General features: G+C 39.7%; 17 protein-coding genes. 14 read left to right on the plus strand and 3 right to left on the minus strand.

Annotated features, from left to right (window positions below; all coding sequences use genetic code 11):
- Positions 1 to 173 precede the first annotated feature (173 nt).
- The 11 genes from JYB65_RS13445 (at position 174) to JYB65_RS13495 (ending at position 11,543) form a co-directional block, all read left to right on the plus strand.
- Positions 174 to 743, plus strand: a complete 570-nt coding sequence (locus tag JYB65_RS13445; RefSeq protein ID WP_206583208.1) for a bifunctional adenosylcobinamide kinase/adenosylcobinamide-phosphate guanylyltransferase — start codon at positions 174 to 176, stop codon at positions 741 to 743.
- Positions 744 to 819: 76 nt separating this feature from the next.
- Positions 820 to 1,629, plus strand: a complete 810-nt coding sequence (locus JYB65_RS13450; protein WP_206583209.1) for an adenosylcobinamide-GDP ribazoletransferase — start codon at positions 820 to 822, stop codon at positions 1,627 to 1,629.
- Between the two features lie 71 nt (positions 1,630 to 1,700).
- A complete protein-coding gene (locus JYB65_RS13455) occupies positions 1,701 to 2,087 on the plus strand; it encodes a P-loop NTPase family protein (RefSeq protein ID WP_206583210.1) in 387 nt (128 codons plus the stop codon).
- 10 nt (positions 2,088 to 2,097) lie between these two features.
- Positions 2,098 to 2,718, plus strand: coding sequence for a histidine phosphatase family protein (locus tag JYB65_RS13460; protein ID WP_206583211.1), 621 nt, complete (start codon positions 2,098 to 2,100; stop codon positions 2,716 to 2,718).
- A 47-nt stretch (positions 2,719 to 2,765) separates the two neighbouring features.
- Complete coding sequence (locus JYB65_RS13465) at positions 2,766 to 4,487, plus strand: ABC transporter ATP-binding protein (RefSeq protein WP_206583212.1); 1,722 nt, start codon at positions 2,766 to 2,768, stop codon at positions 4,485 to 4,487.
- Between the two features lie 81 nt (positions 4,488 to 4,568).
- Complete coding sequence (locus JYB65_RS13470; RefSeq protein ID WP_245156689.1) at positions 4,569 to 6,371, plus strand: ABC transporter ATP-binding protein; 1,803 nt, start codon at positions 4,569 to 4,571, stop codon at positions 6,369 to 6,371.
- A gap of 41 nt (positions 6,372 to 6,412) precedes the next feature.
- Positions 6,413 to 7,375, plus strand: coding sequence for a biotin--[acetyl-CoA-carboxylase] ligase (locus tag JYB65_RS13475; protein ID WP_206583214.1), 963 nt, complete (start codon positions 6,413 to 6,415; stop codon positions 7,373 to 7,375).
- Between the two features lie 171 nt (positions 7,376 to 7,546).
- Complete coding sequence (locus JYB65_RS13480) at positions 7,547 to 8,161, plus strand: cytidylate kinase-like family protein (protein WP_206583215.1); 615 nt, start codon at positions 7,547 to 7,549, stop codon at positions 8,159 to 8,161.
- A gap of 105 nt (positions 8,162 to 8,266) precedes the next feature.
- On the plus strand, positions 8,267 to 10,252 hold the full coding sequence (metG, locus tag JYB65_RS13485) for a methionine--tRNA ligase (protein WP_206583216.1): 1,986 nt from the start codon (positions 8,267 to 8,269) through the stop codon (positions 10,250 to 10,252).
- Positions 10,253 to 10,855: 603 nt separating this feature from the next.
- The gene (locus JYB65_RS13490) at positions 10,856 to 11,425 is read left to right on the plus strand and encodes an accessory gene regulator B family protein (RefSeq protein WP_206583217.1); all 570 of its coding nucleotides are present in this window, start codon (positions 10,856 to 10,858) and stop codon (positions 11,423 to 11,425) included.
- A complete protein-coding gene (locus JYB65_RS13495; protein ID WP_206583218.1) occupies positions 11,412 to 11,543 on the plus strand; it encodes an AgrD family cyclic lactone autoinducer peptide in 132 nt (43 codons plus the stop codon). The genes JYB65_RS13490 and JYB65_RS13495 overlap by 14 nt, the downstream gene beginning before the upstream one ends.
- Here JYB65_RS13495 and JYB65_RS13500 read toward each other — a convergent pair.
- Positions 11,532 to 12,341, minus strand: a complete 810-nt coding sequence (locus JYB65_RS13500) for a sensor histidine kinase (protein WP_206583219.1) — start codon at positions 12,339 to 12,341, stop codon at positions 11,532 to 11,534. The two genes, JYB65_RS13495 and JYB65_RS13500, sit on opposite strands and share 12 nt — an antisense overlap.
- A 449-nt stretch (positions 12,342 to 12,790) precedes the next feature.
- Positions 12,791 to 13,567, minus strand: coding sequence for a LytR/AlgR family response regulator transcription factor (locus JYB65_RS13505; RefSeq protein ID WP_206583220.1), 777 nt, complete (start codon positions 13,565 to 13,567; stop codon positions 12,791 to 12,793).
- A 344-nt stretch (positions 13,568 to 13,911) separates the two neighbouring features.
- Here JYB65_RS13505 and JYB65_RS13510 point away from each other — a divergent pair, with 344 nt between their 5' ends.
- Positions 13,912 to 14,145, plus strand: a complete 234-nt coding sequence (locus JYB65_RS13510) for an AbrB/MazE/SpoVT family DNA-binding domain-containing protein (RefSeq protein WP_206583221.1) — start codon at positions 13,912 to 13,914, stop codon at positions 14,143 to 14,145.
- A 90-nt stretch (positions 14,146 to 14,235) separates the two neighbouring features.
- Here the strand turns inward: JYB65_RS13510 and JYB65_RS13515 are convergent, their stop codons facing one another.
- Positions 14,236 to 14,715, minus strand: coding sequence for a flavodoxin family protein (locus tag JYB65_RS13515; RefSeq protein ID WP_206583222.1), 480 nt, complete (start codon positions 14,713 to 14,715; stop codon positions 14,236 to 14,238).
- 251 nt (positions 14,716 to 14,966) lie between these two features.
- On the opposite strand from JYB65_RS13515, the gene JYB65_RS13520 reads away from it, so the two are divergent.
- Together JYB65_RS13520 and JYB65_RS13525 are read left to right on the plus strand one after the other, a co-directional pair.
- On the plus strand, positions 14,967 to 15,800 hold the full coding sequence (locus JYB65_RS13520; protein WP_206583223.1) for a TatD family hydrolase: 834 nt from the start codon (positions 14,967 to 14,969) through the stop codon (positions 15,798 to 15,800).
- A 90-nt stretch (positions 15,801 to 15,890) separates the two neighbouring features.
- Positions 15,891 to 17,942 (plus strand): YcdB/YcdC domain-containing protein, encoded by a 2,052-nt coding sequence (locus JYB65_RS13525; RefSeq protein WP_206583224.1) that lies wholly within the window; start codon positions 15,891 to 15,893, stop codon positions 17,940 to 17,942.
- Positions 17,943 to 18,017 lie beyond the last annotated feature (75 nt).

The following is an 18,017-nucleotide window of genomic DNA, read 5'->3' on the forward strand; positions in this document are numbered from 1 at the left end:
CGAGTCGGAGCCGATGGCGTTGCCTTTTTGCCCCAAGCTTGCTTGGCAAGGCAAAACGGACAGCAGGGAGCGAAGCGAGTCGGAGCCGATGGCGTTGCCGCAAGGAAGCATTCATTGAATCATACGGCGACACTGCTTGTATGATATAATAAAACATGAAGGAGAATTCGAGAATGAATGTTTTTATTAGCGGCGGATGCAAAAACGGAAAATCTATGTATGCACAAAACCTTGCATGTGAAGCGGCCAGAGAGAAGGATTGCAGCTTATACTATCTTGCAACCATGAAGCCTGTAGATGATGAAGACTTAGCTAGAATTGAAAGGCATTTAGAAGAACGAGAGGGGTTAGGCTTTATTACGGTTGAACAGAGTATGGATATCTGTGGCTGTTTGAAAAAAAAGGTCTGTATGGATTCAATGACAATGTTACAACAAGTGGACACAGGCGGGGTATTTTTGTTGGACAGTGTAACCGCCCTGCTCTCCAATGAGATGTTTCGGGAAGACGGCTCAGTGGATATGGCTGCTCCTTCTCGAGTTGCGGGGCAATTGAAACAGTTTGCAGCACTAACCGGCAATACGATTTTTATATCGGACTATATTTATTCAGATGCAATGAAATACGATGACTTAACGGAAGCGTATCGGAAAGGGTTAGCGTTCATTGATCGTACCTTGGCAGAGGTTTGCGGGCAAGTGATTGAAGTCAGTTTCGGTCAGTTAATCTACTATACGAAATGAGTTTGATTTTATAACCTTTGCAGATAATGGAGTTTTATCATCTTTTAGGGGTATCAAGACGGAGGAAACAGAACGTATGAAATATAGAACAGCATTTTTTATGGCATGGGGGAATTTTTTTGCTGTCCCATGCCCTTATAAACTTTGGAACGACGAGTGGAGGCGCCTTCAACTGATTTTTTTCCCTGTTATAGGATTGATAATGGGATTGATTTGGTATGGATTGTATTGGACGATGCAGCGACTGGGACTGCCGTTACCGATTCAAGCCGGCATATTAACGGTATATCCGTTTATTATTAGTGGATTTATTCATTTGGACGGATTTATGGATTGCAATGATGCGATTCTTTCCCGAAGGAGCTTGGAAGAGCGGCAACGAATACTGAAAGATTCACACGTGGGTGCATTTGCAGTCATTTCAGTCGTCATTTTATTTGTGATGTTTTATTCGTCCATGTGGTCTGCTTTCGGAAAAGGGCTGATGGGAGGCAGTGTACAGGATGTAAGTACGCTGATTCTGATACCATTTGTATCGAGGGCTTGTTCTGCTCATGCAGTTCTGGCGAATCAGCCGATAGGACACAGTCAGTACGTTCAAAGTTATAATAAAAATGAAAATAGAAAATATATTATTTTATTACTCTTTATGGTATTGGCAGCTTTGCTGATTCCTATTCTATGCCAAATGGGAGCGTATATGAAAACGGCGTCCGTAAACGCTAATTATTGGATTGTGCTTCTTTCCATTGCCGCTGTAATCACCGTCAGTCTTTCCGCATCTTTGTATGGAAGGAAGCAATTAGGCGGAATGAGCGGAGATATTGCCGGATATGCCTTGACATGGGCAGAGCTGGCGGGAGTATTTATAATAGCACTATTTTAATAGGAAACACAAGAATAGTTTTAAGGAATAAAGAACAGAGTTGATTGGATAGGGAGAAGAAAAAACGAGAAATGGAATTGATTGTAGGAGGAGCATATCAAGGGAAACTTGAATATGTTAAAAAAACGTATCAAATAAAGGATGAAGAAGTATTTTATTGTGAAGAAGATGCGGCAAATCCGCAGTTAGACTTATCTAAAAAGGTCATTTATCAATTGGAGAACTTTATCCTCGCTTGTGTGAAGCAAGGGATAGGGGCCAGAGAGTATCTTATGGACAATAGAGGGTTTTTAGAGAATAAAATAATCGTATGCATGGATATCTCCCAAGGAATTGTTCCTATGGATCGTGAAATGCGGGCATGGCGTGAAATGAATGGCAGGGCATTAATATACCTGAGCGAAGAAGCGGAAAACGTGGTGAGAATTTTTTGCGGGCTGCCTCACAAAATAAAATAAGAGGTGAAAGATGGGCTCATATATACATTTAATCAGACATGGTACAACAGAAGGAAACATCAAGAGATTGTATTACGGGAATTCAGATATTCCGCTGCTAGAAGAAGGCAGACAATTAATTTCCTCCTTACTTGAATCCGGAATTTATCCCGTTGCAGAAGACGCTGACTTTTATACTTCCGGACTAAAGCGTACAGAGGAAACTTTTCATATTATATTTGGAGAGACCGAACATACGGTGATAGAAGAATTACAGGAGATGCATTTTGGGGATTTTGAAATGCATAGTTATGAGGAATTGAAAGAAAATAAGTTCTATCTGGAGTGGATTGAAGATAAAAGCGGGGAGAACATACCACCCAATGGTGAAAGCAGAGTGATGTTTGCCGAACGGGTGGTGAAAGGCTTTCAAAAGGTGATTGATTTTCATCGACTTAAAGAACTGTCTGTTCGTCATTCGGGTAAAGACATTCACTCTATTGTCGTGTGCCACGGCGGAGTAATTTCAGCTATTATGTCAACCTATTTTCCAAATGAAAAAAATCATTTTTTTGCATGGCTGCCGGAGCTGGGGCATGGATATACCTTAGAATTAAAAGAAGGTACGCCGACCGGCTATATCGCTTTTTAATGAATTAGTTTTACAACAGGATACAGGACAAAAGGGGAGATTAAACGTTGAAACAAATATTATCTTATTATAAACCGCATATACCAACTATTTTTTTGATATTGATTCTTTTGTTCTGTCAGGCTATGTCGGAGCTTGCTTTGCCGGGATTCATGTCTGATTTGATTGACCATGGAATCCTCCGGCAGGACTTATCCCATATTTATTCCACCGGAGTAAAAATGATGGGGATTACATTGTTTTTAACCTTGTGTTCGATTGGCGTAAGCTTTCTGGCAGCCAGGACTGCTGCTAAAACTTCAAGAGTGATAAGAAGTGAACTATTTTCGAAGATTACTTCTTTTTCAAAAGTGGAGTTGGACAAGTTTTCTACAGCCTCCCTTATAACCAGATCGACCAATGACATGCAGCAAGTTCAAACGGCTACAATCATCATATTACGTATTGCCTTCTTCGTACCGATCATGGGCGTAGGAGCCTTGATTAAGGCGATTTCTACCAGTGTAGAACTCTCTTGGACGATTGCGCTGGCCATCACAGCCATGTTTCTGCTGATGTTGTTTGCTTTTAAGGTCACCTTGCCTAAATTTGCTGTGATGCAAAAAATGATTGATAAGCTGAATCTCATCATGAATGAGCGATTGACAGGAACTCTCGTAATTCGGGCCTTTAATGCGGAGCACCGTGAAGAACGGCGGTTTGACCAGGCGAACAGGGATTTAACGGAATTGAATTTATTTGTGAATCGAGCTATGTCTGTCATGATGCCTCTCATGTTTCTAATAATGAATTTCACGGCCATTCTGGTGGTATGGGCAGGTGCGGGCCTGGTGGATACGGCGAACCTGCAAATCGGAGATGTAATCGCCTTTATCCAGTATTCCATGCAGGTTATTATGTCTTTCTTGTTCATATCCATCCTATTTATCATGATACCGAGAGCGATCGTTTCCGCGAACCGTGTAGGGGAAGTATTGGCGGTTGACCCGCAAATAACAGATGCGGAAAATCCTGTATTTTTATCGGTGACCGGAGAGATCGAATTTAAAAATGTTTCGTTTAAATATCCCGATGCGGAAGATGATGTGCTGAAAAATATCAGCTTTATTGCCAAGCCCGGACAGATGACTGCCTTTATAGGAAGTACCGGAAGCGGGAAATCTACCTTAGTGAATTTGATCCCTCGTTTTTATGATGTAACGGAAGGGCGAATTCTGATCGACGGAATGGATGTGAGATCGATTTCCCAAAAGCATTTAAGGCAATCAATTGGCTACGTACCGCAAAAGGGAATCTTATTTTCAGGTACGATAGAGAGTAACCTAAGGTTTGGCGCCGGGGAAGCGAGTCAGCACGATCTGGAACATGCGGCTTCCATTGCACAGGCCTTGCATTTTATCAATGAAAAGCCTACCGGATTTGAGGAGCCTATAGCGCAAGGCGGAATCAATGTCTCGGGAGGGCAGAAACAGCGTCTTTCCATAGCCAGAGCACTGACGAAAAAGGCACCGATTTATATTTTTGACGATAGTTTTTCTGCATTGGATTTTAAGACAGACGCCGCATTGAGAAAAGCTCTTCATAAAAATATGAGCCAAAGTACGATATTGGTTGTTGCGCAGCGAATTAATACGATTAAAGATGCGGAACAGATTATTGTGCTGAATGAAGGAGAGATTGCCGGAATAGGAACACATAAGCAATTGCTTGAGTCTTGCCAAGTATATAGAGAAATCGCTGAGTCTCAGCTGGATAAGGAGGAGTTGTAGATGGCACCTAAAAAAGAACAAACGGCTCCCTCTGCTCCAAGGCAGCGCCGCGGCCCGGAACCGGGAGGAGGACCGGCGAATATGATGCCGGGCGAAAAAGCAAAAAATTTCAAGTCTACCATGAAAAACTTACTAAAATACTTTAAACCTTTTCAATTTCAGATGGGAGTGGTTATCCTATTCGCGGTGGCCAGTACGGTTTTCAGTATCGTTTCCCCCACCATATTAGGGGATGCTACGGATGTGATTGTAAGCGGGTTTTTACAGGGCGGGATTGATTTTGATAAGATGAGGAACATCTTAACGCTATTAATTGTTTTATATTTAATCAGCTTCATCTTTTCCATGTTGCAGAGCTATATCATGGCAGGAGTGGCACAGCGTATTACCTATAGGCTTCGCAAAGAAATTTCAGAAAAATTGGATCGTCTGCCGTTAAAATATTTTGATGAAAAAACCCATGGCGAGATACTAAGCCGCGTGACCAATGACGTGGAAACCGTCAATCAGTCTTTAGCCCAGAGTTTGACTCAAACGATAACCAGTATAGCTTCTGTAGTCGGCGTTTTAGTAATGATGCTGACCATCAGTGTCCGCATGACAGTTGCTGCGTTGATTGCGCTGCCTCTTTCGATGCTGTTGATTAAATTGGTTGTGCATTTTTCTCAGCCTCATTTTAAAAATCAGCAGAAATATCTGGGGGAGATGAATGGACACGTGGAAGAAATGTATACGGGGCATCTCATTGTTAAGGCCTTTAATAAAGAGGACGACTCCATTAAGACATTCAATGAATTAAATAATAAGCTGTACAATTCGGTATGGAAATCACAATTCTTATCTGGTATGATGATGCCGCTGATCGGATTTGTAGGAAATCTTGCCTATGTATTCGTGTGTGTGGTGGGCGGATATTTGGCATTAAAGGGACAAGTAACCATCGGTAATATTCAAGCTTTTATGCAATATGTGCGTTCGTTTAATCAACCGATACAACAGATTTCTAATATTGCGAACGTTTTTCAGGCAACCGCCGCCGCCGCAGAGAGAGTTTTTGAACTTTTAGATGAAAAAGAAGAGCTTGATTCCATTGTCCCCGAAGCAAGACCTGGGGAAAATCAGGCACAGAATAAAGATGGGCTTACCGGAAAAAAACAAGGGCGGGGAGCCGTATCTTTTGAGCAGGTCCGGTTCGGATATGATCCCGGCGACATGTTGATTCACGATTTCTCCTTTGAGGTAAAGCCGGGACAAAGAATTGCCATAGTAGGGCCTACCGGTGCAGGTAAGACGACGCTTGTCAAACTGCTTTTGCGGTTTTACGAATTGAATGGAGGACGAATTTTAATTGACGGTAAAAACAGCACCGACTATACCAGGGCAGAACTTCGCAATCTGTTCGGAATGGTGCTTCAAGATACGTGGCTGTTCAACGGAACCATTATGGAAAATATTCGCTACGGTAAATATGGTGCAACGGATGAAGAGGTTTATGCGGCAGCGAAGGCAGCTCAAGTGGATCATTTTATAAAAACTCAGCCAAAAGGCTATCAGATGGAGATTACGGAAGAAGCCAATAATATTTCACAAGGTGAGAAACAGCTGCTAACGATTGCACGGGCTTTTCTTGCAGATGCGCCTATCTTAATTTTGGATGAAGCGACCAGTTCTGTAGATACCAGAACAGAATTGCAGATTCAGCGTGCGATGTCCAACCTAATGAAGAATAGAACAAGTTTTGTCATTGCCCATCGATTATCAACGATTAAAGACGCAGATATCATTCTGGTGGTTGATCACGGGGATATTGTTGAATACGGTAATCACGAGGAATTACTTGCAAAGGGCGGATTTTATTCAACCCTTTATAACAGTCAGTTTTAAACGAAGAAGCTAAAGGTCAAAGAAGATAGAAAGGAGACTGTATGTCTGTCAAAGGAGAAGTATTAAAGGCATTGGAACAAAATAAGGGACAAAGTTTTTCGGGCGAGAGTCTAGCCTTAACCCTTGGCGTATCCAGAGCGGCTGTCTGGAAGGCTATTACGGCCCTGCGAAAAGAAGGCTATCCGATTGAAGCGATTACCAATAAGGGCTACATGCTGTTGGAAGAAAGCGACCTGTTGTCTGAGCAAGGAGTTCGGATGCATTTACGCCCGAACAATTCTTCCATGCCTCTATATGTTCACAGCATTATTGATTCCACCAATCAGGGAGCGAAGTTGTTAGCCCTGCAAGGGGCTGAACACGGTACGGTTGTGCTGGCTAATGAGCAGACAAAAGGTCGGGGACGACTGGGACGAGATTTTTATTCTCCGGCATCTACAGGAATTTATCTAAGCATCATCTTGAAACCTAATTTTGATAGTTCCAAATCTGTTTTAGTGACTACAGCGGCATCTGTAGCGGTTGTTCGGGCAATAAAGAAAGTATGTCAGTGTGATGCGGTCATCAAATGGGTAAATGATGTCTATATCGGAGAAAAAAAGATTTGCGGGATTCTCACTGAGGCGGTAAGCAATTTTGAAAACGGCGAGATTGAGTATTTGGTTCTTGGAATCGGCGTAAACTGCCAATTGCCTGCGAACGGATTCCCAGAAGAAATCAAGGAAAAAGCCGGTGTTATTCCAGTGCCTTTTTCGAGAAATATGCTTGCAGCAGAGATCATCAATCAAGTGCTGGAAATCTATGCAGAACTAGAAAGCAGAAACTTTATTCAGGAATATAAGCAAAAGTCCATGGTATTGGGGAAGAACATTCAAGTGATACGGAAAGGGGTCAGCCTGGAAGCGTTTGCAAGGGATATCGATGAGGATGGAGGCCTTCTTGTGGAATTTCCTGATGGAACGAAAGAAGTTTTAAATACAGGGGAAATCAGTATACGGTTCTAGAAAAGTGAGAATTGTTTACGAAATAAATATTATGGTAATGTAATGGCGAATATAATGCGTTGGAATGGCCTATTTCTTGTTTTTGCGGGAAAAATCTGGTATACTAATCTATAGTAGTAGGGAAAACTCTAGAGGAAAGGAGTTTTTGCTGCAACAGAGGAGGTGCTTTAAATGAATAAAAGAATCGTCACTATAAGCCGCCAATATGGCAGCGGAGGAAGGCTTGTCGGGCAGCGATTGGCAGAAGACATGGGCGTGCCATTTTATGATAAGGCATTACTGGATCGGATCGCCGAAGAAAGCGGCTTCTCGAAGGAACTCATTGAAAATGCTGAGATGAAAGCAAAAAATAGTTTTATCTATACCTTAGCGACGAGTCTCGGAGGAAGTGGAGAAACAGGAATCGAAGGATTATCTTTGAATGACCGTTTCTTTTTAGCACAAGTAGAGGTGGTTCGGAAAATAGCAGTGGAAGGGCCTTGTGTAATAGTCGGCCGGTGTGCCGATTACATTCTAAAAGATCAGCCGCAGGTAACAAATTTCTTTATTTGTGCCGATATGACAGAACGAATCAAACGATCCGTTCAAGAATATGGGCTAAGCGAAAAAAATTCAGAACACGAGATTCAAAAAATCGATAAAGCAAGAGCCAATTATTATACATATCACACTGGACAAAAGTGGGGAGATGTCACTAATTATCATATGACGGTAAACAGTGGGAACATTGCACTGGAAGATATTGCATCGTTGCTGGAAGAGTATTTGGAACGCAGAACGTATTAGCTTTCTTTTAACAACGTGATAAAAAATCTAGAAAATCTATGAAAAATATGGTACGCTTATAAAATTACCGCTTCTCATTTGAGGCGCTTGAAAGGAATGATGGAGATGACACAAAGTAAAGGCACGTATTACATTACAACACCTATTTATTACCCAAGCTCGAATTTACACATCGGACATACGTATTGTACGGTTATGACGGATGCGATGGCACGTTTTAAACGTATGGTGGGATATGATGTGAGATTCCTGACAGGAACGGACGAACACGGACAGAAAATCCAAACCATTGCGGATAAGCAGGGAGTGACCCCTCAAGCTTATGTGGACAATGTAGTGGATGGAATAAAAGAACTATGGAAGACGATGGAAATTTCCTATGATGATTTTATTCGAACCACAGAGCCTCGCCATGTGGAGCGCGTTCAGAAGATTTTCATGAAAATTTATGAAAAAGGGGATATATATAAGGGAGAATACGAAGGATTGTATTGCACGCCTTGCGAGTCTTTCTGGACGGAAAGCCAACTGGCTGACGGCAAGTGTCCCGATTGCGGGAGACCGGTTCAGCCTGCAAAGGAAGAAGCCTATTTCTTCAAACTTTCCAAGTACCAAGACCGATTGATTGATTTGTTTGAAAATAATCCGGAATTTCTACAACCGGATACCAGAAGAAATGAAATGCTTGCGTTCGTAAAACAAGGATTGGAAGATCTTTGTATTTCACGTTCCACGTTTGATTGGGGTGTACCGGTACCGCTTGATGACAAGCACGTTATCTATGTATGGCTGGATGCACTTTCAAACTATATTACGGCATTAGGTTATCCGGGTGAAGAACATGAACTGTATGACAAGTATTGGCCGGCAGACGTTCATCTTGTCGGAAAGGAAATCGTTCGATTCCATACGGTGATTTGGCCGGCTATGTTGATGTCTATGGAAGTACCTCTTCCGAAGAAAGTTCTTGGACACGGATGGCTGCTATTGGAAGGCGGCAAGATGTCCAAGTCCAAAGGAAATGTAGTAGACCCGGTAAAGCTGATTGAACGATACGGTGTGGATGCGCTGAAGTACTTCCTGCTTCGTGAATATACCTTCGGACAAGACGGCGTGTTTACCAATGAGGTCATGTTAAAGAGAATGAACTATGATTTAGCGAACGACCTCGGTAATTTGGTTTCCAGAACCGTTTCCATGATTGAAAAGTACAATGACGGAATTGTTCCGAATGCAGATGAGAGCACGAAAAAACTGCAAGTAGAGCTCTTCGACGACCAAGAAAAATTAGCGGCTAGAAAAGCTGCAGTAGCTACCGATACAGACTTGAAAAAGATCGCTGTCGGAGCAGCTCAAAAGGTGGAAGATTACATGGACAAGTTCCAGTTCAATCTGGCGCTGGAAGAAATATGGATCCTCATCCGAAGAGCGAATAAATATATTGATGAAAATGCTCCTTGGGTTCTTGCAAAAGACGAGGTTAATAAAGAACGTTTAAATGCAGTTCTGCACAATTTAGCTGAGGCAATTCGAATTGTTTCCGTATTGATATATCCATTCATGCATACTACATCAAAGGAAATCCGAAAGCAAATGGGCTTATGGTTTGCTGATCCGATTTGGGAAGATGCCCTTGAATTTGAAATGATGGGCGGAGAACAGGTGAAAAAGGGTGATGCCATTTTCCCAAGACTCGACATTGAGAAAGAACTTGCCGAATTGGAAGCAATGCAGGGAAACGGTGAGCCTCAAAATATCCCGCTGGAATTAAAGCCTGAAATTGAATATGCAGATTTTGATAAAATTGATTTCAGAGTAGGAATGATCTTATCGGCAGAAAAACATCCGAAAGCGGATAAGTTGCTGGTATTCAAGATCAAGATGGGGACAGAAACCAGACAGGTGATTTCCGGAGTTGCGGAACGTTTTAAACCGGAAGAATGTGTAGGCAGAAAGGTTATCGTGGTGGCAAACTTAAAACCAAGAGCACTTCGAGGCTTAGAATCAAAAGGAATGCTGCTTTTTGCAGATAATGGTGAAAAGTTCGAATTTGTAACCACAGAAGCAGAAGATGGAAATGCTGTAAGATAAAAAGCATTCGATTAAACGTAACAGTTTGAAATTATAGAACAGCTCAGCTATGGTTGAGCTGTTTTTTCTATTGTGGCAACTCATGCATATATTTGCCATTTTGTGCAATAAACTTGAATTTATTACCATAATTGGTTATGGTAATAAAAAGGGGTCTTTAATAAAATATAATCCTTCATCATAATTACTTAAAATGAGAAATAATGCACCTAAGGGTAGATAGCGATGCTTTCCACATATGGTGCATTTTTTCATGTCTGTAAAAGTTAAGCCAAATTGAAATGATCGACATTGATACTGTCCAAGGTGAAATTTTTTGAATAAATGTCATTTTAAGCACATATTTGCCATTTTATGCAAAATATATTGTGTTTATTGATCAGAGACTATAGGGTAATTGCAAAGCGAAGAAGATAAAATGAGGCCAGATGGTAAACAGGTAGCATGAAGTGGTAAAAATAAGACATAAAGTGGGCAAAAATGAAATTTTGTTCGTCATATGGCAGTTTCATGCATAGAAATGACATTTTTCCCCTTTTTCTGCTATGATTAAGAAAAGTTTGAGCAATAAAGGTAGGGAAATGTATGAAGAACTTATCAGAAATGATTATACGAAATGTGCAAGACGAAATCCCTCTTGAGAGATTACAAGTGGTGAAAATGAAATATGCGATGGAAATACTAAAAAGTGAAGTTATAAAGATGATTCTGCTTTTTTGCTTTTATTCCTTGCTACATATGTCTTTCCTTTTTCTTTTCTGCCTTGTTCTATTGTTGCCTGTCCGAACTTTCTCCGGTGGGCTACATATGAAGAGCAGCTTAAATTGCTTTTTATTCAGCTTTAGTTTTTTCCTACTTTCTATACTGGTGTTGCCGCGAATTTCAACTCCAATCGGGGTAGATTATTTGATATTAGCAAGCAGCCTCATCATCATATGTATTTGTTCTCCGGTTGCAACGTCACGAAAACCGATTGTGACCAGAGAAAAATACATCAGATGTAAGAGTATCGCCATTGGCACCAGTATGTTAGCAAGCGTTCTTTTGCTTTTACTTAACGACCATCAGGTTTATCAACAATGTGGGATATGGGTTCTTTTTCTTCAGGCATTGCAGCTCGCAATTGCCTTTGTCTTCAAAAGAAAGGAAGGTTTTAGGTATGAAAAAATTTAAACATGGTGCTTTATTTATGCTAATGATGATGTTAATGGCAGTGGCTGATGCTGCAACAGTTAATTCAAGTGCGGCTATGTGGCATGAACCGGAGTGCCCAGAGGAATTATTGAAGTAGAATCTCAAATATAAACATATCGTTTTGTTTGAAAATATTAAAAGAACCGTTATATCTCTTAACAATATTGATTACATTGGAAACGCCATATCCCCGATTTTGTCCTTTGGTGCTGTATCCGACCCGCTCGATTTGAGAAGGTAAACCTTCATTAAAATCGGATGGAAGACGATTCAGCACTTCTATTTTATTCGGGCTGATTTCCAATAATACCTCACGTTCTTCATAAGGAAGTTCTGAAACGGCTTCAAAGGCATTATTCAATAAATTATTTAAGATTTCTGCTAAATCGTGAGCAGGAATTCTCATATCTTCTAAAGGCTCTTGAATAACATGTTGAAACTGCACCTTTTGCTCTTCTGCTTGCTTTTCTTTTCCGTATACAACGGCCGTTATAATGGCATCGCTGCAAATATCAAACTGTTTCTTTTTAATCTCGTTATCCTGTATGATGATCTGACCGTACTCTGTAATTGCCTTTGCACATTCTTCTGCAGGGAGGGTCTGAGCTAAGCCAATCATGGTATGCATTTGGTTCATATATTCATGCTGGCGGCTTCGAAGCTGCAACCCCACATCTTCTAAGTATTTACCGTACATCTTATAGGCTTCCGACTCATCTTTTATCTTCTTTTGGCGCAAGAAAGCGATGACCAGTACGACATTCATAATGTAATTAGCGGCAACCAGTCCAAGGATGTTCCACTTTTCACTCCAAAATAAATCGCCGAAGCTATTCCAAATATTAAGTAAAATGGTTACTGTAAAAAATAAGTTGATCGCAATTAGAAAAATCATATCTCGGCTGTCAATGTAATAATGCCTCACTAATTCGATGAATGCTTGCCTTGTATATAAAAGAAGTATGAAAAGTGCAAGTACTATGACAAATAAAAGGACTATATAATAATTGTTAAAGATATTTCCATCAATTGCACCAACAAAAATAGTGATAATAAATTGTAGAGCGATATAACAACTATTTGCTATAATAATATCAATGACAATATTCTTTAATTTATTTTGCAGCATTAATTTTAATAGTAATACATACGTGATAAGCATATAAACAAGATGGTAAGAAAGGCTATAGTAATTCAATAGACATGAGACTAAAGAACAAATTAATATATAGCAGGTAAGCTTTAATTTGGTTAGTTGATTAGCTTGGTCCATTATCAGAAATAATCCATATATTGATATAATCTCAATTGAACTTATTACAAAAGTAATTAATGCAGGATTGCTCATAACACTATTTCCTTTCCAGATTTCTCATTTCCTAATACAAGCATCACACTATCGTAAAAAGTGCTGCTCACAAAGCAGATGCCATTAGCAGGCGTTGAAAATTCTACACTCCAAAGGCGTCGGCCGGCACTTCTTAAACCGTTGACATTTGTCAAATTAACGGCATACGATTTATGGCATCTACAAAAGCTGGGGCTGTTCACTGTTAAGATAAAATCCTCCAGCTTCATTTTAATCTCTGAATAAGTCACCGCTTTTGTCACTAACTTAATGCCTCTGTTTTCAGTTTCAGCAAAGAGGATATCGGTGTATTTAAGGTATTCATTAAAATTTTTAGTTTTAATAAAAACATATTTTTCTCTTTCAGATAGAGTGGTTGTCTGATTTTTCATCTTTAAATTGTTTAATTCAGACAGTAAAGGGCCGATTGATTTTTGAAACGATAAAAATGTAAATGGTTTCATGACATACTCATAATGATGATACCGTTTATGGATCGCCAGCTGATTCACTTGTTTTCCTGTCACAAAAACAATACTGGTCAGCGTATAGTTGAAATTCTCTCGTATTTTTTGAGCCAATTGGAAACCGTTCATGCAAGGCAATTCGACATCGATAAAAAATACATCAATCATATATTGATTCATAATTGTTAATGCTTTCTCTGCATTTCCTGCTTGATGTATTGAACAATCAGGCAAAATAGTACGAATAGATTCACAACAAAATTCCATGGCGTTAAAATCATCTTCTATTACTAATATGTTGAGCAAAATGTATGGCCTCCTTTATGTCATAAAATAATATAAAACGCAACTATATAATATCATGTCGTGACTTAAATGTATACATAAGCACTTCCAAAGTTTGACGATTTATTCTATTATTATCCACAAAATGACAGGTAATTTGCTAATGATGGGATTGATGGAATTTACTGTAATGACAAATGTCATTTTACGCCTGTATATGTCATTTCGTGCAAGAAATATTGCATTTAATTGGCAATTTGTTTATTTTCAAATTAGGAGAAAACGTTATGTTTCCATACAATTGGAGATTGGGTTGAGTGAACTTTGCCAAAGTATTTAATTAAATGGAAGGGAGAAATGAAAAAATGAGATCAACAGGTATAGTGAGAAAAGTAGATGAGCTGGGTAGAATTGCATTACCGATTGAATTAAGAAAGAATTTAGATATTGATATGAGAGGGCCTATTGAAATATATGCAGATAAAGATTCAATTATGCTTAAGAAATATGATCCTTCCTGCATCCTTTGCGGAAGTATGGAGGAATTGACTAGTTATATGGGGAAGAATATCTGCAAGAAGTGCATTAAAAGTTTCTAAGTCCTAAATATACTACATAACTCAGCAAGTAAACGGCTATCCATCATAGGGTAGCCGTTTACCATAGGATCAATTAGTTTGCTTGAAAAATCAAAGGAGTGATTTAGCCCATGCCTTGGCTTTATTCGTACAATCCATAGGGTTTTTCAACGGATTAGTAAAGCTGATATCCGATAAAAAGCTGTTGCCGTTAAAAACAGTCTTCATGTGCTCGATACATTTCGTAGTAGGTCCACCGCCGCTGCACGCAAAAAAAGCCATTTTCTTATCTTGTAGATGAACAGCATCTGAAAAACTTCGAATGGCCGGAGCAAAGGTTGCAGCCCAAACAGGGGTACCGACGATAATCAGATCATAGTTGTTTACGATTCCTAAATCTGTATTCGTTAATTCCGGCTGTTCTTTCCGAATAGCACTTCGTCCTCCTAGCAAATATTTTAAAGGCCCGCTAGTAGGGATATCTTTCTTCGGCTTCAATTCTAAAGTTTCCGCACCGATTTCCTGAGCCACCGCTTCTGCAATCAGCTTGCAGTTTCCTTCTAAAGAATAATACACAATAATACTTTTCATACTTCCATCTCCTTATCCGTATCCTTTATATGGGTATTGCAAGCAACACATCTTGAATACCTGCAAATCCATTTCCCCTTTTATATTATTGAAATCATATCATAAATCCTATTTTTATACCATACTATCCATGTTATCTCTGGAATTATTGGTTCTATTTTGAAACTGTTTCCCATTATGGTATAATTAACAATACAAGCTGCCTTAAAGAGTCTTGTAAATAAGGAAAATAGATTGTGAGGGTTTAGAAAATGTTATTTGATTCACATACACATATAAATAATGAGAATTACAGCGATGCAGATCGATTGGAACTGACAAAAGAGATTGAAGAATCTCCCGTTTCCTATGTAATGGATGTGGGCTTTGACCTAGAAAGTTCTGCGATGGCTGTGAAGCATGCACAGCAATTTTCTTGGTGTTATGCGGCAGTAGGCTGTCATCCTCATGACACAAAAGAGATGGATGAATTTAAGCTGAAGATGATCAGGGGATTAACGAAAAAACCCAAGGTGAAAGCCATAGGCGAAATCGGACTGGATTTTCACTATAATTTTTCTGACAGGGATGTTCAGGAAGAATGGTTTCGAAAACAGATTCAGATGGCCAATGAGCTGCGTTTGCCCATTATCATCCATTCAAGAGAAGCGGACGAATTGGTGATGACAATTTTAAAGGAAGAAGGCGCTTTTTCTAAAGAAAGACAAGTGTGGTTTGCCAAACGACCGGGACCGGATGGGGAAATGCTGCCTGATTCCAGAGTTCTCCTTCATTGCTTTTCGGGCAGTAAGGAGATTGGAGAGCAATACGTTAAACTGGGTGGAACGCTATCCATTGCAGGGCCCATTACTTATAAAAATGCGAAAAAAGGAATCCAGGTGGTCGAGCACATTCCGATGGAGTTTCTTCTGATTGAAACAGATGCCCCCTATCTTACGCCGGAACCGTTTAGGGGCAAGGCGAATAGGACTCCATACGTAGAATATACGGCAAGAAAGGTAGCCGAAATTAAGGGGATATCCTATGAAGAGGTGGCACGGATTACCTGTGAAAATGCAAAGCGGTTTTTTTCAATTGAAAGGTAAATAAAAAACAAAAATAAACGGAACAATTTGGGAAAAGTGTGAGTCTTAAAGATATGTGATTGGTCATATCGAGAATAAAAGGAGGGAACTATGAAACGATTAGTAAGTGGGATTACAGCAATTGCGCTGCTAGTAATGACAGCAGCGGCATCAACATCCGTTTCTTTTGCAGGTACTTCGGAAAGTGAAGATCTACAGAAAGCAATTGCAACGGTAAAAACCGTAGTCAGCATACCAACAGAATTAAGTGAGTTTTCGTATTATAAGGATGACAATGTGGAAAATAGAGGAGGCTGGAATTTAAATTGGTCTGCGCCGGAAGGGGATGGATACATTTCAGCGAGTGTGGAAGGAACCGATACCATTACATCCTATTACTGCTACTTGAAAAATTTTAACGGAGATGGTCTTGCTAAGGTGACAGAAACACAGGCGCAAAAAGTAGCGGATGATACATTAAAGAAAATGCTGCCAAAGTATGCACACAGTATGAAGCTTGAAGAGAATACTGCTGCTAGGAGTGCCTATGACAGCGATTATTCGTTCCTTTATAAAATGTATATCAATGATATCCCTTGTGATTTTATAACAGTAAGTATAGGAGTCAACAAATATGTAGGGCAATTATCTCATTTTAGGTATAATTGCAACGCTTCTGACTTTGCGATCACGGGCTATCCATCAACGGATAAAATTTTTGCAGAAGATGCCGCGAAAGCAGCCTATTTAAAGGAGCTTGGACCGGAACTAAAATATTTCTCAAATTATGACTATTCAAAGAAAACGTTAAAAGTATATCCTGCCTATGAGACAAACGATTCCAATCGAGCCATCGATGCACAGACCGGAAAGGTAATTGATTTATATGCGGAGTATCAGTTATACAACACGAGAGATGCTGCCACAATGGGTTCGTTTGATTATAAATCAGCCAGTGAAAATGCCATTGAATACACCGAGCAGGAATTGAATGAAATTCAGAAAACAGCAGGGTTGTTGAGTAAGACAGAAGCAGATAACCGTGCAAAAGAATGGATTCCTTCATTAAGAGGTGAGACTATATCCAGCTCTTCTCTAGCAAAAAATAATGGGCCGGATCAGAGCTATATTTGGAATTTAAGCTATAAAGACGGATATGTTACCTTAGATGCTAAGTCTGGGGTGTTGCTGAACTTTTATAATTATTCCGATTACAGCACGCCAACTAAGGATATTGGATTAAAATCAGCAAAAAGTATTGCAGACGATTATTTAAAGAAGGTATGCAGCGATAAGCTGGATCAAGTTACTTGGTCAAATGAGAACTCGATGGGAGTTACCGACTATAATTATACCTTTATTTATACAAGGCAGATCAATGACATTCCTTTTGATAGCAACGCCATCTATGTATCTGTTAATAAACAGAATGGCAAGATCTTAAGTTACTCAAGAACCTGGTATGAATCAGCGACATTCCCGGATTTGAACGGCGTTCTTACAAAAGAAGCCGCTTTTGATGCAACCGATAAATATGGAGATTTTGGATTGTCTTACAGAAAAACTGCGGTGGATAAAGTAGCGCTGGTATATAAGTTCTTGAAAAGTGATACCTATAAGATTGATGCGTTTACCGGAAAACAGCTGTCTTGGGACGGAACTGTATATGAACAGAAGAATTTGGATTATACGGATATAGCAGGTACTTGGGCAGAGCATATTATACTGGAATTAAAAAATAATGGTTATTACCTAGAGGGTAGTCAGTTTGCCCCAAAAGCGAAAACAACACAAATTGATTTTTTCCGATATTTATATTCTCCGGAACAAGCTTATTACAATAGTGATGAGGACTTCTATAAGATGCTTGTTTCACAAAAGATAATCAAGAAAGAAGAAATCAATGCGGCAGCAGCGATTACAAGGCAAGATGCAGCAAAGTTTATCATACGATATCTTGGATATGATAAGTTGGCCAGCAAATCTGATATCTTTAAGAACATGTATAAAGATAAAATCGATAGCAATTATCTGGGCTATGCTTCTTCCGTCTATGGACTCGGCATTATGAAGGGGGACGCAAAGGGATATTTTAACGGTGGCAATACGTTAACCCATGCAGAAGCAGCAGTAGTTATATATAATACGTTAAACGCAAGATAAAAATTTATAAAAAAGCAAACTGGTTTGATCAAATACTCGATTAAACCAGTTTTTTTCTGTCAAATAGACTCTTAC

Origin of the sequence: Clostridium aminobutyricum (assembly GCF_017255415.1) — a bacterium.
GTDB lineage: Bacteria > Bacillota > Clostridia > Peptostreptococcales > Anaerovoracaceae > Aminipila > Aminipila aminobutyrica.